Here is a 22,345-nt window from a genome sequence, read left to right as displayed (position 1 = left end):
GACTGGGGAGAAGTCCATGCAGCACCTGACCCGCCGCCGCGGCCTGACCGCAGCGGGCACAGCCCTGGCCGCCCTGGCGGCCTGGCGCGCCGCGCCGGCCCGCGCCGAGGAATGGCCGAACCGCACCGTCACCATCGTGATCGGCTTCCCACCCGGCACGGCCACGGATAGCGTGGGCCGCCTGCTCGCCGACCGGCTTTCGCGCAGCCTCGGGCAGCGCTTCATCATCGAAAACCGCAGCGGCCAGGGCGGTTCGATCGGCGCCACGATCGTCTCCCGCGCGGCGGCCGACGGCTATACTCTCACCATCGGCGCCTCCGCCCCGCAGGCGATCAATCCGCACATCTATCCCGACCTGGCCTACGATCCCCGCAAGGACTTCACGCCGATCGAGCAGCTGGTGCAGCTGCCCTACATGCTGGTCGCGGGCAAGCACACCGGCTTCCGCAGCCTGGATGACATCGTGTCGAAGGCACGTGCCAACCCGGGCGCGGTGACCTATGCCACCACCGGCAATGGGACAACCTCGCAGCTGCTGATGGCGATGCTGGTCAAGGAGGCGGGCGTGCAGATGACGCATGTGCCCTACCGAGGCACGGCACAATCTGTCACCGACATCATGGCCGGCCGGGTGGACATCACCTTCGACACCATGATCGGCACGCTGCCCTTCGCGCGGGACGACCGGGTGCAGGCCATCGCCGTGGGCACCAAGGCCCGCGTGCTGATCGCACCGGACGTGCCGACCACCGCAGAAGCCGGCTACCCTGGCGTGCAAGGTGGCGCCTGGCTCGGCATGCTCGCCCCGGCGGGCCTTTCACCGTCCATTGTCCAGCGGCTGCACGCCGAGGTCGAAAAGATCCTGGCGGATGCGGCCTTCCGCCAAGCCATCGCGGAGATGGGCGCGGTGGTGGACCCGGCGGGACCGGAGGAATTTGCCCGGGTGGTGCGTAACGATTACGACCGCTGGGGCGAGATCGTCCGCGTGACCGGCACGAAGCTGGAGTGAGGCGACACGACGCATGCATGGCGGCAATATCCTGCCGCCTTAGCAGCTGCTGGCGGCCATCACCCCCAGCCTGCGCAGCCCGGGCGGGGCTTCACGGTGCCAGAACCGCCGCCTTCAGCCGCACCAGTTTGGTCGTCAGCACCAGACAGACAGTGCGCCGCTTAAGCGGCATGTGATCGGTGCCTCGCCTCTCGTGCTGCCGGGATTTGGTCGTCAGCGCCGGAACGGGAAGGGGCACCCAGTCCACCCGCTGGCGCGAACCAAGTCCAGAGCATGGCCATGTCCATTCCCGTGGGACGTCCGTGGGACGCCCAGACGCGAAAAGCCCGGCGCGGGGGCCGGGCTTTCTCGGACTCTCCTTGTCGCTCAAGGAGAAAGGCTGGCGCGCCCGGGAAGATTCGAACTCCCAACCCCCAGATCCGTAGTCTGGTGCTCTGTCCAGTTGAGCTACGGGCGCCAGCCAGCGAGCCGGCGGGAATTAGCCAGAGGCCTTCCCGCCGGCAAGGCATCCGCGGTGGTCGTTACGCCGCCACCTTGTCCAGCTCGCGCAGGATGGCGTCGCCCATCACGCTGGTGCCGACGCGGGCGGTGCCGGGGCCCATGATGTCGGCGGTGCGCAGGCCGCCGGCCAGCACCTTCTCCACCGCCGCCTCGATCATGGCGGCATCCTCCTCCATGCCGAAGGACCAGCGCAGCAGCATCGCGAAGGAGAGCAGCTGGGCGCAGGGATTGGCGATGCCCTTGCCGGCGATGTCCGGCGCCGAGCCGTGGATCGGCTCGTACAGCGCGTGGCGGCGGCCGGAGGCATCCGGCGCGCCGAGCGTGGCCGAGGGCAGCATGCCGAGCGAGCCGGTGGCCGCCGCGGCGAGATCGGAGAGCAGGTCGCCGAAGATGTTGCTCGCCAGGATGACGTCGAACTGCTTCGGCCGCAGGCAGAGCTGCATGGCGCAGTTGTCGGCGTACATGTGCGAGAGCTGCACATCCGGGAACTCGGCGGCGCCGATCTCGCTGACCACGGCGCGCCACAGGCGGCCGGACTGCATGACGTTCGCCTTCTCGACGCTGGTCATCTTGCCGGTGCGCTTGCGCGCCAGCTCGAAGGCCACGCGCGCCACGCGGGCGATCTCGTCCTCGGTGTAGACCTCGGTGTCGACGCCGCGGCGCTTGCCGTTCGGCATGGTCTCCACGCCGCGCGGCTCGCCGAAATAGATGCCGCCGGTGGATTCACGGACGATCATCAGGTCGAGCCCGCGCACCACGTCGGGCTTGAGGCTGGAGGCATCGACCAGCGGCTCCAGCACCAGGGCGGGGCGGAGGTTGGCGAACAGGCCCAGCTCCTTGCGCAGCCGCAGGATGCCGAGCTCGGGGCGCTTGTCGAAGGGGAGCGAATCCCACTTCGGGCCGCCGACCGAGCCGAACAGCACGGCATCGGCCGCCAGCGCCCGCTCCACCGTCACGTCCGGGCAGGGCGAGCCCTGGGCCTCCAGCGCGGCGCCGCCGACCAGCCCTTCCTCCAGCGCGAAGCTCACATGGCGGCGGCGGTCCATCCAGTCGATGACGCGGCGCACTTCGCGCATCACCTCTGGCCCGATGCCGTCGCCGGGCAGAACCAGCAGCCTCTTGTTCGCCGTCATGTCCTTCGTCTCATCCCTTCCCGGTGGAGTTTGGTTCAGCGGTACAGCCAGGGCTGCGCCGCGCGCTGCTTCGCCTCGAAGCCGTCGATGACGGGGGCGCGCTGCATGGTCTGGCCGATATCGTCGAGGCCGTTCAGCAGCAGGTGCCGGCGCAGCGGGTCGATCTCGAAGGGGATCTCCTCGCCATTCGGCCGCACCACAACCTGGCGCTCCAGGTCGATGGTGATGCGCGCATTCTCGCCCATGCGCGCATCCTCCATCAGCTGGTCGCACACCGCGCGCGGCAGGCGCACGGGCAGGATGCCGTTCTTGAAGCTGTTGTTGTGGAAGATGTCGGCGAAGTCCGGCGCGATGACGCAGCGTATGCCGAAATCGAGCAGCGCCCAGGGCGCGTGCTCGCGCGACGAGCCGCAGCCGAAATTCTCGTGCGCGATGAGCACCTCCGCGCGGCGGTAGGGCTCCTGGTTCAGCACGAAATCCGGGTTCTCGCTGCCATCCTCGTTGTAGCGGAGGTTGGCGAAGAGCGACTTGCCGAGCCCGGTGCGCGCGATGGTCTTGAGGAAGCGCGCGGGGATGATCTTGTCGGTATCGACATTCGCCATCGGCAGGGGGGCGGCGATGCCGGTCAGCTTGGTGAAGGCGTCCATGGCTCAGTGCTTCCCCTGGGCGATCTCGCGCACGTCGGTGAGGCGGCCGGTGACGGCGGCGGCGGCGGCCATGGCGGGGGAGCAGAGATGCGTCCGCCCGCCCGGCCCCTGCCGGCCCTCGAAGTTGCGGTTGCTGGTGGAGGCGCAGCGCTGGCCGGGCTTCAGCTTGTCCGGGTTCATGCCGAGGCACATGGAGCAGCCCGCCTCGCGCCACTCGAAGCCGGCCTCCTTGAACACGGCGTCCAGCCCTTCCTGCTCCGCCTGCTGCTTCACCAGGCCGGAGCCGGGCACCACCATGGCGCGCACGCCCTCGGCCACGCGCTTGCCGCGGGCGATGGCGGCGGCGGCGCGCATGTCCTCGATGCGGCTGTTGGTGCAGGAGCCGATGAAGACGACATCCACCTTGAGGTCGGTCAGCTTCTGCCCCGGCGTCAGGCCCATGTATTCCACCATGCGGCGGAGCTGGGCGCGGCGTGCCTCGTCCGAGGCCGCCTCGGGGTCCGGCACCGCGGCGGTGATGGGCAGCACGTCCTCGGGGCTGGTGCCCCAGGAGACCATCGGCACGATCTCGGCGGCGTCGAGGAACACCTCCTTGTCGAACGCCGCGCCCTCGTCGGTCGGCAGCGTGCTCCACCATTCCACGGCGTGGTCGAAGGCCTCGCCCTGGGGCGCGTAGGGGCGGCCCCTGACATAGTCGAAGGTGGTCTGGTCCGGTGCGATCATGCCGGCGCGGGCGCCCGCCTCGATCGACATGTTGCAGATCGAGAAGCGCCCGGCCATGTCGAGCGCGCGGATGGTGCTGCCGGCGAACTCGATGACATGGCCATTGCCGCCCGCCGTGCCGATCCTGCCGATGACGGCGAGCACGATGTCCTTCGCCGTGCAGCCGGCGGGAAGCTCGCCCTCCACCGTGACGCGCATGTTCTTCGCGCGCTTCTGCAGCAGGGTCTGGGTGGCCAGCACGTGCTCCACCTCGGAGGTGCCGATGCCGAAGGCCAGCGCGCCGAGGGCGCCATGCGTCGAGGTGTGGCTGTCGCCGCAGACGATGGTCATGCCGGGCAGCGAGAGGCCCTGCTCCGGCCCGATGACATGGACGATGCCCTGGCGCGCATCGGTCAGCGGGATGTAGGGGACGTTGAACTCGGCGACGTTACGCTCCAGCGTCTCGACCTGCACGCGGCTCTCGGGGTCGTCGATGCCGGTGTAGCGGGAGGCGTCGGTGGCGATGTTGTGGTCCACCACCGCCATGGTGCCGTCCAGGCGGCGCACCGGGCGGCGCGCCATGCGCAGCCCCTCGAAGGCCTGCGGGCTCGTCACTTCGTGCACGAGGTGCCGGTCGATGTAGAGAAGCGCGGTGCCGTCCGGAAGCGTCTCGACCAGATGGGCGTCGAAGATCTTGTCGTAGAGCGTGCGCGGCTTCGTGGCCGACATGGTGGTGTCCTCGTGGCAGATGATACGAACACCCGCATGGCCTGGGGCTTTGGGGCCCAGCGCCACACGGAGGGCGCCTTGGCGTCACGAGGGGAGGCATCCCCCGGAACTCCCGCCGGTTCCGGTGGGGCGCGAGGGAGTCATCCTCGGCCGGGCCACCGCCGGTCTTCACATATTATAAGCGGCCAGGACGGGGGAAACCCCTCCTGGCCGAATTCCTCCCGGCAGGGCGCCGGGACCACGGTGGCGGGGGCCTTCACCCCCGCCGGCCGCTCACTCCTTGACGGCGCGCGGCGCGGCCTTCTCGGCGATGCGGGCGGACTTGCCGGTGCGGCCGCGCAGGTAATACAGCTTGGCGCGGCGCACCTTGCCCCGGCGCAGCACGGCGATCTCGGCCACGTTCGGCGAGTAGAGCGGGAAGACGCGCTCCACGCCCTCGCCGTAGGAGAGCTTGCGCACGGTGAAGTTGCTGTGCAGGCCCTTGTTGGAGCGCGCGATCACCACGCCCTCATAGGCCTGGGTGCGGGTGCGCTCGCCCTCGACCACCTTCACCATCACGCGCACGGTGTCGCCGGCGGCGAAGGCCGGCACGGCGCGGGCCTCGACCAGACGGGAGAGCTGCTCCGCGTCGAACTGCTGCAGCAGGTTCATTGTTAAAGGTCCTCTCGACAATCCGTTTAGGCGGCGCGGGCCGCCCGTTCAATCCTGTGTCTCACGCAGCCGGCGCCAGAGATCCGGCCGGCGCTCGCGCGTCGCGGCCTCGGCCTGGTCCCGCCGCCATTGCCCCACCGCCGCATGGTGGCCGGAGAGCAGCACATCGGGCACCGCCCGCCCCTGCCACACCGCCGGCCGGGTGTAGTGCGGGTATTCCAGCAACGCCCCGCGCGGGTCGGAGAAGCTTTCCTCCGCCGCGCTGTCGGCGCCGCCCATCACCCCCGGCAGCAGGCGCACGCAGGCATCGAGCAGCAGCAGCGCCGCCGGCTCCCCGCCCGACAGCACGAAGTCGCCCACCGAGACCTCGCGCATGGCGCGCGCCTCGATCACCCGCTGGTCCAGCCCCTCGTAGCGGCCGCAGACCAGGACGACGCCCGGACCGGAGGCCAGCTCCCGCGCCAGCGCCTGATCCATCAGGCGCCCGCGCGGGGTGAGGTAGACCAGGGGCCGGTCCGGCCCCCCGGCCAGGGCGGCGGCGCAGGCGGCGTCCACCACATCCGGCCGCATCACCAGCCCGGCTCCGCCCCCGCAGGGGGTGTCGTCCACCGTGCGGTGCCGGTCCGTCGCGAAGTCGCGGATCTGCAGCGTGTCCAGGCTCCACCGCCCCTCGCGCAGCGCGCGCCCGGCCAGGGAATGGCCGAGCGTGCCCGGAAACATCTCCGGGAACAGCGTCAGGGCGGTGGCGCGCCAGCTCACGCGGCACCTCCGCGCACGCCGCGCGGGCCGGTGCGCCGGGGCGCATCCTGCCGGCGCGGCAGCGGGCGGACCGGCTCGGGCAGGGCGGCCTCCGGCTCGGCATCGCCTTCGCCGGGGGGAACCACCACCGCCTCGGGCGGCTGCACGGTAACGAAGCCGCCGGCGACATCCACCACCGGCACCACGGCGCGGGTGAAGGGCAGCAGCGTCTCCCGCCCCTGCTCGTCGCGCAGGGTGAGGATGGTGCCGGCGCCGAAATCCTCGACGGCGGCGACGCGCCCCATCTCCCGCCCCTCGGCATCGCGCGCGGCGAGGCCGATGAGGTCGGCGAGGTAGAACTCCTCCTCCTCGGGCGGCGGCAGGCGGTCGCGCGCCACGTAGAGGCGGGTGCCGGTCAGCTTCGCGGCGGCGTCGCGGTCGGCGACGCCCTCGATCCGGGCCAGCCCGCCGCCCAGCCATTGCAGCGCGTACCGCATCCCCCCGCTCTCATCCGAGAGCGGGCCATAGGCGGCGATGTCGGCCGGCTCGGCGGTGAAGGACTGGACGCGGACCAGCCCACGGACACCGTGCGGCCGGCCGATCTCCCCCACCAGGATGCGTTCCACGGGCATGGCTGTGCGACGCTCAGGCCTGGAGGCTGGCTCAGCCGGCCGCGGCGGCGGCGGCGGCGCGCTCCTGCGCCTTCTTCTTCGGCGCGGACTGCTTCGGCTGCTCGCGGAACACCGGCATCGGCGCCAGCTCGGCGCGGCCGAGGAACTTGGCCACGCGGTCGGTCGCCACGGCGCCGTTGCTCAGCCAGTGCTTGATGCGGTCGTCCTGCAGGCGGACGCGCTCGGCATGGTCGGAGGGCAGCATCGGGTTGTAGCTGCCGACCTTCTCGATGAAGCGGCCGTCGCGCGGGGAGCGGCTGTCGGCCACCACGATGTGGTAGTAGGGGCGCTTCTTGGCACCGGCGCGCGCGAGGCGGATCTTCAGGCCCATCTATGGCTTCCTTAGTGTGGTTCGGTTGATCAGAAGGGGTTTCGGCCGTTCTTCGTTCTCAGAAGGGGCGCTTGCCCCCGGCACCGGGGAGAAGCGCGCCCAATCCGCCGCGCATCAGCCCCTTCTGGCCGAGCTTGCTCATCCGCTTCATCATCGCGGACATGTCGTCGAACTGCTTCAGCAGCCGGTTGACTTCCTGCACCGTGGTGCCCGAGCCGGCGGCGATGCGCTTCTTGCGGCTCGCCTTCAGGATCTCGGGGTTGCGGCGCTCCTTCGGCGTCATGCTGCCGATGATGGCGGCCTGGCGCTTGAGGATGCTGTTGTCGAGATTGGCGTTCTCGAGCTGAGCCTTCATCTTGCCGACGCCCGGCAGCATGCCCAGGATGCCCGAGAGCGAGCCCATCTTGCCGATCTGCTTCAGCTGCGATGCGTAGTCTTCCAGGTCGAACTGACCCTTCTGCATCTTGGCCGCCAGCTTCTCCGCCTCGGCCTTGTCGATCGTCTCGGCCGCGCGCTCGACGAGGGAGACGATGTCCCCCATGCCCAGGATGCGGCCGGCGATGCGGTCGGGGTGGAAATCCTCCAGCGCGTCCAGCTTCTCGCCGGCGCCGAGCAGCTTGATCGGCGCGCCGGTGACGGCGCGCATGGAAAGCGCCGCGCCACCGCGCGCATCGCCGTCCACCCGCGTCATGACGATGCCGGTCAGGCCCACGCGCTCGTTGAAGATGCGCGCGGTGTTCACCGCGTCCTGGCCGGTCATGGCGTCGACGACCAGCAGGCTCTCATGCGGCTTGGTGGCGGCCTTGACCTCGGCCACCTCCGCCATCAGCGCCTCGTCGATCGAGAGGCGGCCGGCGGTGTCGAGGATCACCACGTCGTACAGTTCGCCGCGCGCCACCTGCAATGCGCGGCGCGCGATCTCGAGCGGCCCCTGGCCCTGGACGATGGGCAGGCTGGTGACGCCCGCCTGCCGCGCCAGCGTCTCCAGCTGGAGCTGCGCCGCGGGGCGGTGCACGTCGAGGCTCGCCAGCAGCACCTTCTTCTTCTCGCGCGTGCGCAGCCGCAGCGCGATCTTGCCGGAGGTGGTGGTCTTGCCCGAGCCCTGGAGGCCCACCATCAGGATGGCGACCGGCGCCGCCGCGTTCAGGTCCAGCCCGGCGACATACTCGACGCCCTCGCCGCCGCCCAGCGCTTCCACCAGGCAGTCATTGACGATCTTGACGACCTGCTGGGCGGGGGAGACGGAGCGGAGCACTTCCTGGCCGACGGCGCGCTCGCGCACCTTGTTGACCAGGTCCTTGACCACCGGCAGCGCCACGTCGGCCTCGAGCAGGGCGATGCGCACCTCGCGCAGCGCCTCCGACACGTCCGCCTCCGACAGCGCGCCACGGCGGCGCAGCCGGTCGAAAACCCCGTTCAGCTTGCCCGACAAAGCCTCGAACATCGTGGCCGCCGTCTTCCTTCCATGCGGGCCAACCGCCCGCCCATAACAAAACGCGCCGCTGCGCGAGCCTTCGCGGAGCGACGGAGCCGGGCCTCTCCGGGAGGCGCCGACCAAAAGGGTCCGGACAGAGCCGGATGCAGGGTTCTAGACTCCCCGGCCAGGGGAATCAAGCGGCGCATCTCCTCCGCGCCCCTCCCTGCCGGACAGTGCTTGCATCCCCGCCCGACCCGGCGCTAGGCTTCCCCCATGATCACGCGCTTTCCAGCCCAGTCCTGGTGGTGGCCGCAGCAATAGGCGGCCCGCGCGTATTCTTCTCCACACGGCCGCCACGGATCTCCGGGCGGCCTTTTTCGTGATCTCTCCCTCCTGCCTCCGGAAGCCCGTGGCCCCCAAAGCCCGAAGGCGACCATGCAGACCGCAGACCACACCCCCTACCAGACCCGGGGCGGCATCACCGTCCACCACCACGCCGAGGCAGCCGAGGCCGAGGGCGCCCGCGAGGCCCTGGCCCGCCGGCTGGACCGGCAGCGCGGCGTGCTGCTCTCCTCCTCCTTCGAGTTTCCCGGCCGCTACACGCGCTGGGACCTGGGCTTCGCCGACCCGCCGCTGATGGTCACGGCCCGCGGCCGCTCCGTGCGCATCCTGGCGCTGAACGGGCGGGGCGGGGTGCTGCTGCCGGCCATCGCCGCCGCGCTGCGGCCGATGCCGGAACTCGCATCCTTCAGCGAGAGCGCCGACGAGATCGCCCTCTGCGTCCGTGCGCCGGAGGCGGCGCTGCCGGAGGAGGAACGCTCCCGCCTGCCCTCCGTCTTCTCGGTGCTGCGGGCGCTGCGCGACCTCTTCGCCAGCCCCGAGGACCCGCATCTCGGCCTCTACGGCGCCTTCGGCTACGATCTGGTGTTCCAGTTCGAGCCGGTGCCGCTCCGCCTGCCGCGCGCGCCGGACCAGCGCGACCTGGTGCTCTACCTGCCGGACGAGATCCTGGTGGTGGACCATCTGCGCGGCGCCGCCACCCTGCACCGCTACGACTTCACCGCCCTCGGCCGCACGACGCAGGGCCAGCCCCGCGCCACCTGCGCCGACCCGTTCCGCACTGGCCCCACTCCTATCGGCCAGGGCGCCGCCCCGCCCGAGAGCGACCACGCCCCCGGCGAATACGCCGCCATGGTGGAGCGGGCGAAGCAGGCCTTCGCACGGGGCGACCTGTTCGAGGTGGTGCTCGGCCAGACCTTCGCCGGCACCTGCGCCGAGGCGCCGAGCGTGCTGTTCGACCGGCTGCGGCGCGTGAACCCCGCCCCCTATGGCGCGCTGATGAATCTGGGCGAGGGCGAGTTCCTCGTCGCCGCCAGCCCGGAGATGTTCGTCCGCGTCGAGGCCAGGCGGATCGAGACCTGCCCGATCAGCGGCACCATCCGCCGCGGGCGGGACGCGCTGGAGGACGCGGCCAACATCCGCGCGCTCCTCAACTCCGAGAAGGAGGAGTGCGAACTGACCATGTGCACCGACGTGGACCGCAACGACAAGTCGCGCGTCTGCGTCCCCGGCACGGTGCGCGTCATCGGCCGGCGGCAGATCGAGATGTATTCCCGCCTGATCCACACGGTGGACCATGTGGAGGGCACCCTGCTGCCGGAGCGCGACGCGCTGGACGGCTTCCTCTCCCATGCCTGGGCGGTGACGGTGACGGGGGCGCCGAAAAGCTGGGCCATCCGCCATGTGGAGGCCGAGGAGCGCTCCGCCCGCCGCTGGTATGGCGGCGCCATCGGCCGCATGACCTTCGACGGCAACATGAACACCGGCCTGACGCTGCGCACCATCCGGCTGAAGGATGGCGTGGCCGAGGTGCGCGCCGGCGCCACCCTGCTGCACGACAGCGACCCGGCCGCCGAGGAGGCGGAGTGCCGCCTGAAGGCCAGCGCCATGTTCGCCGCCCTCCGTGGCGACGCGCCCGGCCCCGCCGCCACCCTGCCCGCCCTGCCGCGCCCGGCGGGGCCGGCGCCGCGCGTGCTGCTGGTCGACCACGAGGACAGCTTCGTTCACACCCTTGGCGGCTATTTCCGCGCGGCGGGGGCGGAGCTGCGCACCCTGCGGCCGGAACTGGCCCGCGCCGCGCTGCGCGAGGGTGGCGGCGCCGATCTCGTGGTGCTCTCCCCCGGCCCCGGCCGCCCCGCCGACTTCGCCATGTCCGAGACGCTGGACCTCATCCTCCGGCGCGGGCTGCCGGGCTTCGGGGTCTGCCTCGGGCTGCAGGGCATGGTCGAGCATTTCGGCGGCACGCTGGACACGCTGGCGCGGCCGATGCACGGCAAGTCCTCCATCGTGCGCAACCTCGGCGGGCGGCTGCTCGCCGGGCTGCCGGAGCGCTTCACCGTCGGGCGTTACCACTCGCTGCACGCGCGGCGCGTCGCGCTGCCGGCCGCGCTGCTCGCCACGGCGGAGGCTGAGGACGGGGTGATCATGGGCATCGAGCACCGCACGCTGCCGCTCTCGGCAGTGCAGTTCCATCCGGAATCGCTGATGACCGATCCGGGGACCATCGGCATGCCGCTGGTCGCGGGGCTGCTCAGGGAGCCGGTGCCCGCCTGAGGGAAGCGGGGAAATTCCCGGGGGCATGCCCCCCGGGAGGGCCCTCGCCTCAGGCGACGATGACGAGGTCCGATGCCGTGACGGCGGCATTGTAGTTCAGCGTGGCCACCAGGGTCTCGCCGCCCGCCTCGGCACCGTTGGCGTCATAGATCAGCTGTGCCGGGCTGTTATACAAATGAGGGTTGTGGGTCCAGCCGGTCCCCGGCAGGAAGACGAATTGCCCATGCCCCGTGCCGCTCGCCGCCGTGCCGCTGGCAAAAAAGCCGTTGATGCCGACCTCCAGCCCGGCTTCCAGCCCGCCGCCGAGCCAGGCGGCGGAGACCACGATCAGGTCAACCCCGTGCCGGAAATCCTCGATGCTGTCGCCCACGCCGTCGAGGTGGAAGAGGTCCATGCCGGCGCCACCGGACAGCTTGTCCTTGCCGGCGCCGCCATACAGCACGTCATTGCCGTTCTCGCCATACAGCCAGTCATTGCCCTCGCCCCCATCCAGCCGGTCGTTCCCCTCGCCCCCGTACAGGATGTCGTTCCGTTCCATGCCGCGCAGGGTGTTGTGGCCCGCATTCCCCCGCATCTCGTTTTCCAGCGCGTTGCCGGTGGCGGTCAGGTCGGCGTTGCCGCTCATCTCCAGGGCTTCGACGTAGCGGCCGCTCATGCTGAAATCGATCGAGACGATCACACGGTCAGTGCCGGCGCCGCGCGTCTCGACGATGACATCGCCCGAATGGTCGATGACATAGACGTCGTTGCCATCGCCACCCTTCATCCTGTCCGCGCCGGCCCCACCATCGAGGTAATCATCGCCCGCGGCGCCATGCAGCGTATCGATGCCCTCGCCGCCATAGAGGCGATCATTGCCCGCGGCGCCGTTCAGCGTGTCGTCACCCTCGTCACCAGAGAGCTCATCATTGCCCGTGGCGCCGGTCAGCGTGTCGTTGCCCGCGCCGCCATAGAGGCGGCTATGGGAGGCGCTGCTCTCCAGCACATTGTCCAGCGCGTTGCCGGTGCCCACGAAAGTTCCATTTTCCGTGCCCGTGCCGTTCAGCCTTTCCACGGTCTCCAGCCCCTCCAGGGAGTAGCGCTGCAGCCCGGTGACGATGGTATCGGTGCCCTCGCCGGCCACCTCGATCACGCGGTCCTCGGGCGTATCCACGTGATAGGTGTCGCTGCCGGTGCCGCCTTCCATGATGTCGGCGCCGCCGCGGCCGTCGAGCACGTCGTTGCCGCCGCCGCCCACCAGCCGGTTGGCGGCGATGTTGCCGATGATCGTGTTGGCGAGAGCGTTGCCCGTGCCGCTGATGGCGTCGATTCCGGTCAGCGTCAGGTTCTCGATGTATTGCCTGGACAGCGAGAAGGAGAGGCTGCTGCGCACCGTGTCGGTACCCTCGCCGCTCGCCTCCACCACCACATCGGCGGCGTCGTCGACGACGTAGAGGTCATCGCCCGCGCCGCCGATCATGCGATCGGCGCCGGAATTGCCGTCCAGCGTGTCGTTGCCGGCGCCGCCCTCCAGCCAGTCCATCCCGGCGCGGCCGAGCAGCGTGTCGTGGCCAAGGCCGCCGAACAGCGTGTCCTCCCCGGCCGTGCCGGTCAGCAGGTCATCCCCCTCCGTGCCCTGAAGGGCATCGGCCAGGGCCAGGGCGGTCAGGCGCTTTCGGGACATGGCATCTTCCGGGCGGACGGTGCGAACCGGCCGCGTGCATTGTTGCGAATGTTATGCAACCGTTAACATAGGCCTGGCGCGGCGGCGATGACGTTTCGCCGAAGACGATTAAGCTTTCCGGCGAATCCTCGGAGGAGCCCCGCCATGCCCGACTGGAACCGCGCCACCGCCGAAGCCGCCGCCCTCGCCGGGGCCTGGTCCGAGGCACAGGGGCCGGGGGGCGCGGTGGTGCTGTTCGATACCGGCGGCATCCGCCACGCCGCGGCGGGCGGCTTCGCCAGCCTCGAGCACGCCCTGCCCTTCACGCCGGACACCACCAACCGCCTGGCCTCCATCAGCAAGCACTTCCTGGCCGCCACGCTGCTGCTGGAGGAAATCCCGCTGGAGGCGCCGCTCGGCACGCTGCTGGAGGGGCTGCCCCCCGCCATCGGCGCCGTGCCGCTGGCGCGGGCGCTGGACATGACCGGCGGCCTGCCGGACATGATGGAGGTGCTCTGGCAGCAGGGCGTGCCCTACACCGCCAGTCTCACCGCCGCCGAGGTGATGGCCGTCGCCCACCGCCTGCCGGGGGTGAACGCGCCGCCCGGCGAGGAAATGGCCTATTCCAACACCGGCTGGCGGCTCGGCCAGTCGGTGCTGCCGGCGCAGCGCGGCGTCTCCTACGCCGAGGCGCTGCGCCGCCGCCTGCTGGAGCCGCTCGGCCTGCCGCTGCATTTCCCGGAGGACGAGCAGGAGCCGGTGCCCGGCCTCGCCACCGGCTACTGGCGCGACGGCACCGCATGGCGGCGCGGGCGCTACGGCATGCACTTCTCCGCCTCGGGCGGCATGGCGGGCAGCGCCGCGGCGCTGGCGGGCTGGGGCGCGGCGCTGCTGGCCGGGCGCGGCCCGCTGGCGGGCATGCTGGAGCGCCTCACCGCGCCCCGCGCCTTCGCCGACGGCACGCCGAGCGTCTATCGCCTTGGCCTGGTCTGCACCCGGCTCGGCACGGTGGAGGTGGTGGCGCATGGCGGCTCCCTGCCCGGCTACCGCAACCACCTGCTGATGGCGCCCGGCCTCGGCTGCGGCGTGGTGCTGCTGACCAACCGGGAGGAGGACGCGCTGCAGCCGGCGCTGCGCATCCTGGCCGCGCTGGTGGGGGAAGCGGTGCCACCGCCTGCCACCCTCGCCGCGCCGGGCCTGTTCGCGGCGGCGGAGGGGCCGTTCTGGGCCGAGCTCACCGCCGGTGCCCTCAGCGTCATGGGCGGGCACGAGGCGCTGGTGGAGACCGGCACGCCCGGCGAGGCGCGCAGCCTGCCGGCCTATCTCGACATCCGCCTGCGCGCGGAAGGCGGGGATGTGCTGGCCGGGCGCATCGGCGGCGTGGCGCGGCGGCTGCACCGCGTGCCGCCCGGCCTGCCGCTGGACCCGGCGCTGGTGGGGGAGTGGCGCGAGGCCAGCTTCGGCGCCGGCCTCTCGATCCGCGCCGACGGCACGGCGCGCTTCCCCTGGGCGGGCGATCTCGGGCGCGAGACGGCGCTGACGCCGCTGCCCGGCGGCCGGGCGCTGGCCAGCCTCAGCCACGGCCCCTGGACCCACCGCCCCTGCCTCTGGCTGCAGCCGGACGGGTCGCTGCGGGTTGCCAGCCACCGCGCGCGGGTGTTGCATTTCCATCCCTGCAACAATTCCGGGACCGCCGCATGACCCGCCTCCGCCTCGCCGGCCTGCTGCTTACCGCCGCGCCCCTGGCCCTCGCTTTGCCCGCCGCGGGCCAGGCCCAGCCGGCGCCGAACCGCACGCTGCGGGTGGCGCCGCATGCCGATCTGCGCACGCTGGACCCGGTCTTCGGCTCCATCGTCATCACCCGGATGCACGGGCTGATGATCTACGAGACGCTGTTCGCCTGGGATTCGAAGCTGCAGCCGCACCCGCAGATGGTGGAGAGCGTCTCCACCTCGGAGGACGGCCTCGCCTGGCGCTTCCGCCTGCGCGACGGCCTGCGCTTCCACGACGGCCAGACAGTGACGACGCGCGACGTCATCGCCTCGCTGAAGCGCTGGATGGCGCGGGACACGGTGGGGCTGAAGCTCGCCGAATACACCGCGGGGCTGGAGGCCGAGGATGAGCGCAGCTTCACGCTGAAGCTCAGGAAGCCCACCGGCATGGTGCCCTTCGCGCTCGGCTCGGCGGTCGGCCAGATCCCCGTCATCATGCGCGAGAGCGACGCGGCGACCGACCCGATGAAGCCGGTGACGGAGACCATCGGCAGCGGCCCGTTCCGCTTCAACCGCGCCGAGTGGCGCAGCGGCGCCCGCGTCGTCTACGACCGCAACGCCGACTACGTGCCGCGCGCCGAGCCGGCCGACGGCCTCGCCGGCGGCCGCGTGGTGAAGCTCGACCGCGTCGAGTGGACCATCATGCCCGACCCCGCCACCGCCGCCGCGGCGTTGCAGACGGGCGAGATCGACATCTGGGAGCAGCCGGGCCAGGACCTGATCCCGGTCCTCAGCCGCAGCCGCGATGTGCGGGTGGAGCGCTATTCCAGCCTGCCCAACCAGGGCATGCTGCGGCCCAACCACCTCTACCCGCCGTTCAACGATCCGCGCGCGCGGCTGGCGCTCGCCTATGCCACCGACCAGGCGGATTTCCTCGCCGCCGGCTTCGGCGACGAGCAGTGGTGGAAGCGCTGCGGCTCCTACTTCGTCTGCGGCAGCCCGAACGGCACCGAGGCCGGCGCCGCGCCCTACGCGAAGCCCGACCTGGAGACCGCCCGCCGCCTGCTGGCCGAGAGCGGCTACAAGGGCGAGAAGCTGGTGCTGAACTCCTCCTACGACATCGCGCCGATCGGCCGCATGGCCGAGGTGGCGGCCGAGTCGCTGAAGAAGATCGGCATGAATGTCGAGGTGCAGTTCGCCGACTGGGGCACGGTGACGACGCGCCAGCAGAACCGCAACCCGGTGGACCAGGGCGGCTGGAACCTCTTTGTCACCACCGCCTCGGGCGCCACCATGCAGTCGCCCATCACCAATATCGGCACCAACATGGCCTGCGAGCGCGCCTGGGCCGGCTGGCCCTGCGACGCGGAGGCGGAGCGCCTGCGCAACGCCGTGGTGGAGGCGGTGGACGAGCCGGCGCGGAAGGCGGCGACCGAGGCGCTGCACCGCCGCCTGGCCGAGGTGCAGCCCTACCGGGTGCTCGGCCAGTACGACCAGCCCTATGCCCGCCGCGTCAACATCTCCGGCGTGCTGGAGGCGCCGGTCATGGTGTTCTGGAACATCGAGAAGAAGTAGCGGCCGCGCCTCAGCGCCTCAGCGCGAGGCGCTGGGGCGGCGGCCCGGCCGGCGCCGCGGCGAAGGCGGCGCGCACCACCGCCGGCCATTCCGCCACCTTGCGGCGCTCGAGGTCGACGCAGAGGAAGAGCAGCTCGCATTCCGCGCTCTCCCACCCCTCGGCCGCATGGAACAGGCGGTGGCGCAGCAGCAGCCGCTTGGCATCATGCGCCAGCACCTCGGAGCGGGCGGCGAGCGGCATCCCCTCCGTCACCTCGCGCTTGTAGGCCACCCAGTTCTCGGCCGCGAAGGTGCCGAGGCCCTGGGCGCGGAAGGCCGGCCCCAGCCCGAGTCCCGGCCACAGCGCATCCGTCGCGAGGTCGAAGGCGACCACGTAGTAGGCCAGGTTCATGTGGCCGTAATGGTCCACCCATTCGGGGCGGACGACGCCGATATCGGCTGGAGAGGGCTTCTCCAGAGAAGGTTGGTCGGGACCAGACATCACCACTCCGGGCTGCACGGCAGAGGCGCCACTTGCATGGCCGGCCCAGGGGAACACGCGGGCGGTTACCGGGCAAGCCTCGGGCCTGGCCATGCGCCGGAAGCGCCGGTGTGCCCGCCTCCCATCGGAACGTCCTTGGGTTGTACGCTACCGGACAGCCATGCACGTTCGAAACAATCCACAAGCATGTCCATGACACAGACGCCAAACAGCGGTTGCAAACCTGACCTGGACGGCACGCGCATCCTGGTGGCCGAGGATGAGGCGGTGATCGCCATGATGGTGGAGGACTCCCTCATCGGCGCCGGTGCGCTGGTGCTGGGGCCTGTCATTTCGGTCCAGGACGCCCTCCAGATGGTGAAGGTCGCGATGGCGGATGGCGGCATCACCGCCGCCGTGCTGGATATCCAGCTCGGCGATGCAAAGGCGATCGGGGTCGCCGATGTGCTGCGCGAGCGGGGCGTGCCCTTTCTCTTCGCCACCGGACATGACGGCCACCCGGTCCTGGACAGCCACAGGGGCGTTCCGGTGCTGTGCAAGCCCTACAACCCCGAGGATCTGGTCAGGATGATCGGGGAGCTGTGCCATGCCAGGGCACCGGCCGCCCTCGCTGGCCTTGCCGGCCCGGGGTGAGAAGCTTTCAGGACGCAGGCGATTTCTGGCCGTTTGTACGGTTCCGTACTCAGAATGCCGGTGAGCCGGCCCTATATGCCCCTCATCACCCGCTGAGGCTTTCTGGCGCGGGTGGCTGAGAGTGGCATGTGCTCCCGCCGACACCACCGCGGCAGGAGTTATCGTGGCAACCGACCGTCCAGTTTCGTTCTCTCCCCGAAACCGCCTGCTCGCCGCCCTGCCGCCGGAAAGCCTCGCCCGCCTGCGGCCAAGGCTGACCCTGGTGGAGATGCCGCTCCGCCGCACCCTGCATGAGCCGGAAGCCCCCATCAAAACCGTCTATTTCCACGAGACGGGATGGTCCTCCATGCTGGCGATCCTGGAGAATGGCGACGGAGCCGAGGTCGGCCTCATCGGCTTCGAGGGCGTGGTCGGCCTGTCGGTTCTCCTCGGCGGAGAGACCGAGGACCTGGAGGCCCTCATCCAGGGGCCCGGCACGGCCTTCAGCCTGAACGCGGAGGATCTGCGCCAGGCGATGGAGGAGGACCCCGCCCTCCGGCGCCTGCTGCTCCGCTTCGTCCTGGCCTTCCTCGGCCAGGTGACGCGGACCGGGGCCTGCAACGGGCGGCACCACACCGATCAGCGCCTGGCGCGCTGGCTGCTGATGGCGCATGACCGGAGCGAGGGGGATGAGTTCCCCATCACGCACGAATTCCTGGCGATGATGCTGGGCGTGCGGCGCGCCGGCGTGACCGTGGCGGCCGGCGCGCTCCAGCGGGCGCAGTTCATCCGCTACGAGCGTGGCCGCATCACGGTCCTGGACCGGCCGGGCCTCGAGAGCGCCGCCTGCGAGTGCTACGGCGTGACCCGCCGCGCCTATGACCGCCTGTTCTGCACAGGCAACGCCCTCTACCGCCACTGAGCGGCCTCCCGCCACCGTCCTGATGCGGATCGTCGCCCGTGCGGAAAGGCGGATGGAGGCGCGCCGCCTCGCGGCTGGCGCCCGGCCCGGCGGCCTTCATGATCTCTTGATGGCAGAAATGTACGATAGCGTACAACGAGGGTGTTCACCATGCATTGACGCCAGGTACCTCACACCGACCGAGCAGGGCGAAGGAAAGTCTGGCCAATGCGAATTCTACTGGTCGAGGACGAGGTGCTGATCGCCATGGTGCTCGGCGAAGCCCTGGAGACCGCGGACCACGAGGTGATGGGCCCGGCCGCGACGCTGGCCGAGGCCCTGGCGCTGTGCGAGGGGGCGCGGCCCGATCTGGCGCTGCTCGACATCAATCTGCGGGATGGCAGCAGCGGGGTGGAACTGGCCTGCATCCTCCGCAAGCGGTGGGGCATCCTGTCGGTTTTCGTCAGCGGCCAGATCCTCGAGGCCCGGCGGGCGAAGGACATCGCCCTCGGCGCCATCGGCAAGCCCTACGAGACCGGGACGGTGCTCCGCACCATCGAGATGGTGCGGGCGATGATGGATGGCGAGCCACCCACAGGCATCCCGGTGGGGCTGGAACTCTTCGGCGCCGCCAGGCCGGGCCCCACAGCCTTCTGACAACCCTCAGCCTTCTGGCAGGCCGCAGTCTTCTGGCAGGCCGCAGTCTTCTGACAGGCCGCAGCCTTCTGGCAGGCCGCAGTCTTGCGGAGCGGCGGGATCGTTCCGCCCAAGCTGTACGCTTTCGCATCGACAGGGAAAAGCCCGGGCCGTAGGCTGGGAATGCCCGCTGATGCCTTCGGGTGCGGGTAGCCGAAAGAGTTCCAGACTCCCGCCGATACTCCTGGCAAGAACCTGCTTTGCTCCCTCCCGATCCGTCCGCGCCCAATCCGCGCAACAGGCTGCTCGCGGCCCTTCCACCCGACAGTCTTTCCCGCCTCTGGCCAGAGCTTCGTCCGGTGGAATTGAGCCTCCGGGCCAGCCTGCACGAGCCGAATGTCCCCATCACCTCCGTCTGTTTTCCGGAGAGCGGCTACGTGTCCATGGTGGCCCACATGGAGGATGGCGAGGCGGCCGAAGTGGGGCTGGTGGGGCTGGAAGGCCTGGTCGGGCTTCCCGTGCTGCTCGGGGACAGCCACAGCGACCTCGAGGCGATGGTCCAGTGCCCCGGCGTGGCGCTGAGCATGGGCGCGGATGCATTCCGCGCGGCGCTCGAGGCCGATCCGGCCCTGCGCACGCTTCTTCTGCGCTACGCCCTCGTCCATCATGAGCAGGTTGCGCGGATGGCGGCCTGCAACGGCCGCCACCACACCGATGAGCGCCTCGCCCGCTGGCTGCTGATGGCGCATGACCGGGTCGAGGGCGATGTGCTGCCGATGACCCACGAGATACTGTCCATGCTGCTCGGCGTCCGTCGCGCCGGGATCACCGTTGCCGCGGGGCAGTTCCAGAAGGCGGGCTTCATCCGCTACGAGAAGGGCAGGATCACGGTGACCGACCGGCCCGGCCTCGAAAGCATCGCCTGCGCGTGCTACGGCATCCAGCGCGGCGCCTATGCCCGCCTGCTCGGCGCTCCTGGGAGTATCAGGCCCCGCCAGTGCCGCTGAGGCCCCGGGGCAGTGCCACGGCCACCGCCTGCGGCACGGAGCGCCGCATCCCTGCGCCCGGAATGGGGGCCGAGACCGCGGCGAAGCGCCACGCGGTGCCATGAACAGGGAGGAGGCTGGAGCGGGCGAAGGGAATCGAACCCTCGTCACTTGGTTGGGAACCAAGAGCTCTACCATTGAGCTACGCCCGCGTCGGCGAAGCTTCTAGCCTGCTCTTGTGCAGGGGGCAAGCCGCGCGTAAGAGTCTTTCCGCCCGGTCCGCCGGGCGCTCGCGATTTGTCCGGCCAGCTTGCGGCGAGCTTAAACAATCGCGCTAAACGGCCGCGGCGGGGATGCGCGCGCAAACCCCGCCCGACCGGGCCGGGTGTCGATGCCAGCCCGAGAGTCGCCCGTCCGATGGCCAAGCCCGCTTCCGACCGTCCGCTGCGCCCCGCAACCCTGCTGGTCCGGGGCGGCCAGATGCGCAGCAACCTGGATGAGACCTCCGAGGCGCTCTACCTCACCTCCGGCTTCGTCTACGACAGCGCCCTGCAGGCCGAGCAGACCTTCACGGGCGAGGCGCAGCACTTCCAGTATTCCCGCTTCGGCAACCCCACCGTCCAGATGCTGGAGGCGCGCCTCGCCGCGCTGGAGGGGGCCGAGGCCTGCCGCGCCACCGCCACCGGCATGGCCGCCGTGCACGCCGCCATGCTCTCCCACCTCAAGACGGGGGACCGGGTGGTGGCCAGCCGCGCCCTGTTCGGCTCCTGCCACTGGATCGTCTCCACCCTGCTGCCGCGCTACGGCATCCAGACCGAGTTCGTCGACGGCGCCGACCTCGGGCAATGGAAGGCGGCCTTCAAGCGCCCGGCCCAGCTCGTGCTGCTGGAGACCCCCTCTAACCCGATGCTGGAGCTGGTGGACCTGAAGGCGGTGTGCGACCTGGCGCACGAGGCCGGCGCCATCGTGGTGGTGGACAACGTCTTCGCCACGCCGCTGCTGCAGAAGCCGATGCAGTTTGGCGCCGATGTGGTGGTCTATTCCGCCACCAAGCATTTCGACGGCCAGGGCCGCGTGCTGGGCGGCGCCGTGCTCGGCTCGAAGAAGTGGATCGAGGAGGTGCTGCAGCCCTTCGTGCGCAACACCGGCCCGGCCATCTCGCCCTTCAACGCCTGGACCATCCTGAAGGGGCTGGAGACGCTGCACCTGCGCGTGCCGGCCATGTGCCGCAACGCCGCCGCCGTGGCGCAGATGCTGGAGGAGCGGGCCGAGGTGGCGGCGGTGCACTACCCCACCCTCGCCAGCCATCCGCAGTATGAGCTCGCCAAGAAGCAGATGTCGGCCGGCGGCACGCTGGTCAGCTTCACCCTCAAGGGCGGCAAGGAGGCGGCCTTCCGCTTCCTCGACGCGCTGCGGGTGATCGACATCTCCAACAACCTGGGCGACGCCAAGAGCCTGATCACCCACCCCGCCACCACCACCCACATGCGCGTGGCGGCGGAGGAGCGGGCGCGGCTCGGCATCACCGACGGCGCGCTGCGCCTCTCGGTGGGGCTCGAGGACGTGGCGGACCTCGTGGAGGACATCGCCGCCGCCCTGGACGCGGTGGGCGGCGAGACCGCCCCGCGCAAGAAGCCGCTCGGCCGCATGGTGGTGGAGGAGACGGTGGCGGCGGTGAAGGCGCCGCCCGCCAAGGCAGCGGCCGCCAAGGCGCCGCGCCGCGCCCGTGCCGCCGAGCCTGCCGCCGAACCCGCCGCCGAGCCTGCCGCCGAACCTGCCCCGGCGCCTGCCGAGAAGGCGGCGGACTCCCCGCGCAAGGCGCCGGCGAAGCGCGCCGCCGCCCCCGCCGCCGCCGCCGCGCCGGAGCCCGACCTGTTCCAGCAGGGGCCGAAGCGGCGCTGAGCCGTGGAACCGGGGGGCGGTGAAAGAAGCCTCCCTCCCCCTCGCCCATCCGCCCGTTCACGGATGCGGGCCCGCACTCGACGCGCCGCGCGCCCCGGCGCAGAATGGGCGGCCCTCGCGCCACCGGAGAGACCATGTCGCCCGAGACCTGGATCGCCTTTCTGGCCACGGCATCGGTCATGCTGCTGATCCCGGGGCCCACCATCCTTCTCGTCATCGGCCAGTCCCTGGGCGGCGGGCGCCGGGCGGCGCTGCCGCTGGTGGCGGGCGTGGCCGCGGGCGACCTGGTGGCGATGAGCCTGTCGCTGGCCGGGCTCGGCGCGCTGCTGGCCACCTCGGCGGCGCTGTTCACCCTGCTGAAATGGGCGGGCGCGGCCTATCTCGTCTATCTCGGCGTCAGGCTGTGGCGCGCGCCGGTGGAGCCGGGCGCGGCGGCGCCGCTCAGCGCCCGCGCCGCCTGGCGGCAGGCCTTCCTCGTCACCGCGCTGAACCCGAAGTCGATCGCCTTCTTCGTCGCCTTCGTGCCGCAATTCCTCGACCCGGCCCGGCCCTTCCTGCCGCAGGCCGCCATCCTGGTGGCCAGCTTCGTCAGCCTGGCGGCGGCCAACGCGCTGCTCTACGCGCTGCTGGCCGGGCGGCTCTCCGGCGCCGTGCGCCGGCCGGCCGTGCGCCGCGCGCTGAACCGCACGGGCGGCGGCATGCTGGTGGGCGCCGGCCTCGCCACCGCCGCGCTGCGCCGCGCCGGCTGAAGGACCG

Annotated in this window: 19 protein-coding genes, 2 tRNA genes, 1 pseudogene and 1 riboswitch; of the genes and pseudogenes, 10 read left to right on the top strand and 12 right to left on the bottom strand. The window is 71.1% G+C overall.

Features of this window, described 5'->3' with window-relative positions:
* Positions 1 to 16 precede the first annotated feature (16 nt).
* A complete protein-coding gene (locus CR165_RS10525) occupies positions 17 to 1,009 on the top strand; it encodes a Bug family tripartite tricarboxylate transporter substrate binding protein (protein WP_109516930.1) in 993 nt (330 codons plus the stop codon).
* Between the two features lie 380 nt (positions 1,010 to 1,389).
* Here CR165_RS10525 and CR165_RS10520 read toward each other — a convergent pair.
* The 9 genes from CR165_RS10520 to ffh form a co-directional block, all read right to left on the bottom strand.
* Positions 1,390 to 1,466: transfer RNA gene (locus CR165_RS10520), tRNA-Arg, on the bottom strand.
* A gap of 64 nt (positions 1,467 to 1,530) precedes the next feature.
* Positions 1,531 to 2,643, bottom strand: a complete 1,113-nt coding sequence (leuB, locus tag CR165_RS10515; protein ID WP_109516929.1) for a 3-isopropylmalate dehydrogenase — start codon at positions 2,641 to 2,643, stop codon at positions 1,531 to 1,533.
* A 35-nt stretch (positions 2,644 to 2,678) separates the two neighbouring features.
* The gene (gene leuD, locus CR165_RS10510; RefSeq protein ID WP_109516928.1) at positions 2,679 to 3,290 is read right to left on the bottom strand and encodes a 3-isopropylmalate dehydratase small subunit; all 612 of its coding nucleotides are present in this window, start codon (positions 3,288 to 3,290) and stop codon (positions 2,679 to 2,681) included.
* A 3-nt stretch (positions 3,291 to 3,293) separates the two neighbouring features.
* Positions 3,294 to 4,721 carry a 3-isopropylmalate dehydratase large subunit gene (leuC, locus tag CR165_RS10505; RefSeq protein ID WP_109516927.1) on the bottom strand — a complete coding sequence of 476 codons (1,428 nt, stop codon included), beginning with the start codon at positions 4,719 to 4,721 and terminating at the stop codon, positions 3,294 to 3,296.
* A 273-nt stretch (positions 4,722 to 4,994) separates the two neighbouring features.
* The gene (gene rplS, locus CR165_RS10500; RefSeq protein WP_109516926.1) at positions 4,995 to 5,372 is read right to left on the bottom strand and encodes a 50S ribosomal protein L19; all 378 of its coding nucleotides are present in this window, start codon (positions 5,370 to 5,372) and stop codon (positions 4,995 to 4,997) included.
* A 48-nt stretch (positions 5,373 to 5,420) separates the two neighbouring features.
* Positions 5,421 to 6,131, bottom strand: a complete 711-nt coding sequence (gene trmD / locus CR165_RS10495) for a tRNA (guanosine(37)-N1)-methyltransferase TrmD (RefSeq protein ID WP_109516925.1) — start codon at positions 6,129 to 6,131, stop codon at positions 5,421 to 5,423.
* Complete coding sequence (rimM, locus tag CR165_RS10490) at positions 6,128 to 6,742, bottom strand: ribosome maturation factor RimM (RefSeq protein WP_109516924.1); 615 nt, start codon at positions 6,740 to 6,742, stop codon at positions 6,128 to 6,130. Before rimM ends, trmD begins: the two co-directional genes overlap by 4 nt.
* Positions 6,743 to 6,773: 31 nt before the next feature.
* Entirely contained in the window at positions 6,774 to 7,112 is a 339-nt protein-coding gene (gene rpsP, locus CR165_RS10485) for a 30S ribosomal protein S16 (protein WP_109516923.1), read from the bottom strand.
* Between the two features lie 58 nt (positions 7,113 to 7,170).
* A complete protein-coding gene (gene ffh, locus CR165_RS10480; RefSeq protein ID WP_109516922.1) occupies positions 7,171 to 8,556 on the bottom strand; it encodes a signal recognition particle protein in 1,386 nt (461 codons plus the stop codon).
* A 408-nt stretch (positions 8,557 to 8,964) separates the two neighbouring features.
* On the opposite strand from ffh, the gene CR165_RS10475 reads away from it, so the two are divergent.
* Positions 8,965 to 11,142, top strand: a complete 2,178-nt coding sequence (locus CR165_RS10475; protein WP_109516921.1) for an anthranilate synthase component I — start codon at positions 8,965 to 8,967, stop codon at positions 11,140 to 11,142.
* Positions 11,143 to 11,191: 49 nt separating this feature from the next.
* Here the strand turns inward: CR165_RS10475 and CR165_RS10470 are convergent, their stop codons facing one another.
* Entirely contained in the window at positions 11,192 to 12,805 is a 1,614-nt protein-coding gene (locus tag CR165_RS10470) for a calcium-binding protein (protein ID WP_109516920.1), read from the bottom strand.
* 144 nt (positions 12,806 to 12,949) lie between these two features.
* On the opposite strand from CR165_RS10470, the gene CR165_RS10465 reads away from it, so the two are divergent.
* Both CR165_RS10465 and CR165_RS10460 read left to right on the top strand, forming a co-directional pair.
* Positions 12,950 to 14,485, top strand: a complete 1,536-nt coding sequence (locus CR165_RS10465; RefSeq protein WP_109516919.1) for a serine hydrolase domain-containing protein — start codon at positions 12,950 to 12,952, stop codon at positions 14,483 to 14,485.
* Positions 14,482 to 16,071 (top strand): ABC transporter substrate-binding protein, encoded by a 1,590-nt coding sequence (locus CR165_RS10460; RefSeq protein WP_109516918.1) that lies wholly within the window; start codon positions 14,482 to 14,484, stop codon positions 16,069 to 16,071. The genes CR165_RS10465 and CR165_RS10460 overlap by 4 nt, the downstream gene beginning before the upstream one ends.
* Positions 16,072 to 16,081: 10 nt before the next feature.
* Here the strand turns inward: CR165_RS10460 and CR165_RS10455 are convergent, their stop codons facing one another.
* On the bottom strand, positions 16,082 to 16,552 hold the full coding sequence (locus CR165_RS10455; protein ID WP_109516917.1) for a thioesterase family protein: 471 nt from the start codon (positions 16,550 to 16,552) through the stop codon (positions 16,082 to 16,084).
* A gap of 186 nt (positions 16,553 to 16,738) precedes the next feature.
* On the opposite strand from CR165_RS10455, the gene CR165_RS10450 reads away from it, so the two are divergent.
* The 4 genes from CR165_RS10450 to CR165_RS10435 all read left to right on the top strand — a co-directional run bounded on the left by CR165_RS10450 (position 16,739) and on the right by CR165_RS10435 (position 19,708).
* Positions 16,739 to 17,185 carry a response regulator gene (locus tag CR165_RS10450; protein WP_219929720.1) on the top strand — a complete coding sequence of 149 codons (447 nt, stop codon included), beginning with the start codon at positions 16,739 to 16,741 and terminating at the stop codon, positions 17,183 to 17,185.
* A gap of 163 nt (positions 17,186 to 17,348) precedes the next feature.
* Positions 17,349 to 18,086, top strand: coding sequence for a Crp/Fnr family transcriptional regulator (locus CR165_RS10445; RefSeq protein ID WP_245906321.1), 738 nt, complete (start codon positions 17,349 to 17,351; stop codon positions 18,084 to 18,086).
* A 207-nt stretch (positions 18,087 to 18,293) separates the two neighbouring features.
* Positions 18,294 to 18,722: a response regulator gene (locus tag CR165_RS10440; RefSeq protein ID WP_109516916.1), complete on the top strand. Its 429-nt coding sequence runs from the start codon at positions 18,294 to 18,296 to the stop codon at positions 18,720 to 18,722.
* 338 nt (positions 18,723 to 19,060) lie between these two features.
* The gene (locus tag CR165_RS10435; RefSeq protein ID WP_245906320.1) at positions 19,061 to 19,708 is read left to right on the top strand and encodes a Crp/Fnr family transcriptional regulator; all 648 of its coding nucleotides are present in this window, start codon (positions 19,061 to 19,063) and stop codon (positions 19,706 to 19,708) included.
* A gap of 117 nt (positions 19,709 to 19,825) precedes the next feature.
* On the opposite strand, the gene CR165_RS10430 is transcribed toward CR165_RS10435, so the two are convergent.
* A tRNA-Gly gene (locus CR165_RS10430) sits at positions 19,826 to 19,899 on the bottom strand.
* Positions 19,900 to 19,966: 67 nt separating this feature from the next.
* Positions 19,967 to 20,045: riboswitch (SAM riboswitch) on the top strand.
* Positions 20,046 to 20,104: 59 nt separating this feature from the next.
* On the opposite strand from CR165_RS10430, the pseudogene metZ reads away from it, so the two are divergent.
* Positions 20,105 to 21,295 (top strand): annotated as a pseudogene (gene metZ, locus CR165_RS10425) (O-succinylhomoserine sulfhydrylase); the annotation flags it as partial.
* Positions 21,296 to 21,723: 428 nt separating this feature from the next.
* Positions 21,724 to 22,338, top strand: a complete 615-nt coding sequence (locus CR165_RS10420; RefSeq protein ID WP_109516913.1) for a LysE family translocator — start codon at positions 21,724 to 21,726, stop codon at positions 22,336 to 22,338.
* The last annotated feature ends 7 nt before the right edge of the window (positions 22,339 to 22,345 follow it).

The sequence above is a fragment of the Teichococcus aestuarii genome (assembly GCF_003116135.1).
Classification (GTDB): domain Bacteria; phylum Pseudomonadota; class Alphaproteobacteria; order Acetobacterales; family Acetobacteraceae; genus Pseudoroseomonas; species Pseudoroseomonas aestuarii.
Note: the sequence above shows the minus strand (reverse complement) of the source record. Positions and strands in the feature narration are given on the sequence as shown.

Excerpts from the sequence above, each read along its gene's own strand:
- CR165_RS10525 (WP_109516930.1), top strand. The coding sequence starts at position 17 with ATGCAGCACCTGACCCGCCGCCGCGGCCTGACCGCAGCGGGCACAGCC.
- leuB (WP_109516929.1), bottom strand. The coding sequence starts at position 2,643 with ATGACGGCGAACAAGAGGCTGCTGGTTCTGCCCGGCGACGGCATCGGG.
- leuD (WP_109516928.1), bottom strand. The coding sequence starts at position 3,290 with ATGGACGCCTTCACCAAGCTGACCGGCATCGCCGCCCCCCTGCCGATG.
- leuC (WP_109516927.1), bottom strand. The coding sequence starts at position 4,721 with ATGTCGGCCACGAAGCCGCGCACGCTCTACGACAAGATCTTCGACGCC.
- rplS (WP_109516926.1), bottom strand. The coding sequence starts at position 5,372 with ATGAACCTGCTGCAGCAGTTCGACGCGGAGCAGCTCTCCCGTCTGGTC.
- rimM (WP_109516924.1), bottom strand. The coding sequence starts at position 6,742 with ATGCCCGTGGAACGCATCCTGGTGGGGGAGATCGGCCGGCCGCACGGT.
- rpsP (WP_109516923.1), bottom strand. The coding sequence starts at position 7,112 with ATGGGCCTGAAGATCCGCCTCGCGCGCGCCGGTGCCAAGAAGCGCCCC.
- ffh (WP_109516922.1), bottom strand. The coding sequence starts at position 8,556 with ATGTTCGAGGCTTTGTCGGGCAAGCTGAACGGGGTTTTCGACCGGCTG.
- CR165_RS10475 (WP_109516921.1), top strand. The coding sequence starts at position 8,965 with ATGCAGACCGCAGACCACACCCCCTACCAGACCCGGGGCGGCATCACC.
- CR165_RS10470 (WP_109516920.1), bottom strand. The coding sequence starts at position 12,805 with ATGTCCCGAAAGCGCCTGACCGCCCTGGCCCTGGCCGATGCCCTTCAG.
- CR165_RS10465 (WP_109516919.1), top strand. The coding sequence starts at position 12,950 with ATGCCCGACTGGAACCGCGCCACCGCCGAAGCCGCCGCCCTCGCCGGG.
- CR165_RS10460 (WP_109516918.1), top strand. The coding sequence starts at position 14,482 with ATGACCCGCCTCCGCCTCGCCGGCCTGCTGCTTACCGCCGCGCCCCTG.
- CR165_RS10455 (WP_109516917.1), bottom strand. The coding sequence starts at position 16,552 with ATGTCTGGTCCCGACCAACCTTCTCTGGAGAAGCCCTCTCCAGCCGAT.
- CR165_RS10450 (WP_219929720.1), top strand. The coding sequence starts at position 16,739 with ATGTCCATGACACAGACGCCAAACAGCGGTTGCAAACCTGACCTGGAC.
- CR165_RS10440 (WP_109516916.1), top strand. The coding sequence starts at position 18,294 with ATGCGAATTCTACTGGTCGAGGACGAGGTGCTGATCGCCATGGTGCTC.
- CR165_RS10420 (WP_109516913.1), top strand. The coding sequence starts at position 21,724 with ATGTCGCCCGAGACCTGGATCGCCTTTCTGGCCACGGCATCGGTCATG.